Annotated in this window: 1 protein-coding gene; it reads right to left on the bottom strand. The window is 75.1% G+C overall.

Annotated elements, in window-relative coordinates; genetic code table 11:
* On the bottom strand, positions 1-308 hold a 308-nt coding region (locus CWM66_RS28380), incomplete at its 3' end, for a response regulator transcription factor (protein WP_146159974.1).
* Positions 309-481 lie beyond the last annotated feature (173 nt).

Below are 481 nucleotides of genomic sequence, written 5' to 3'. Positions count from 1 at the left end.
CCGGCCTGCAAGGCGCGCACCGCGCGCGCGTCGCCGCTGTAGGTGGTGAGGATGATGACGCGGGCCTGCGGGTCGAGCGCGCGGATGCGCGCGGTGGCCTCCACGCCGTCCACGCGCGGCAGCTGCAGGTCCATCAGCACGACGTCCGGGCGCAGCGCCTGGAAACGGGCCACGGCCTCTTCGCCGTCGCTGGCCTCGCCGAGCAGGCGCATGTCGGGCTGGTGGGCGATCATCGCTGCCAGGCCGTCGCGCAGCAGCGGGTGGTCATCGACGATCAGCACGCCGATCGACGCAGGGGAGGCGGACATCAGGTTTCTCCTTCGGTAAGCGGAACCGCACGCCACCACGGGCGGCCACGGCGTCGGGCAGGGCGGCGGTAGGCCCGCGCGGCGGGCAGGCTCACCTGCACCTCGGTGCCGGCGCCCGCGCGCGACCACCATTGAAGGCGCGCGCCCAGCCGGGCGGCGCGTTCGCGCATGCC

Source organism: Kosakonia sp. H7A, assembly GCF_003028445.1.
In the GTDB taxonomy this organism is placed as follows: domain Bacteria; phylum Pseudomonadota; class Gammaproteobacteria; order Enterobacterales; family Enterobacteriaceae; genus Kosakonia; species Kosakonia radicincitans.
Note: the sequence above shows the minus strand (reverse complement) of the source record. Positions and strands in the feature narration are given on the sequence as shown.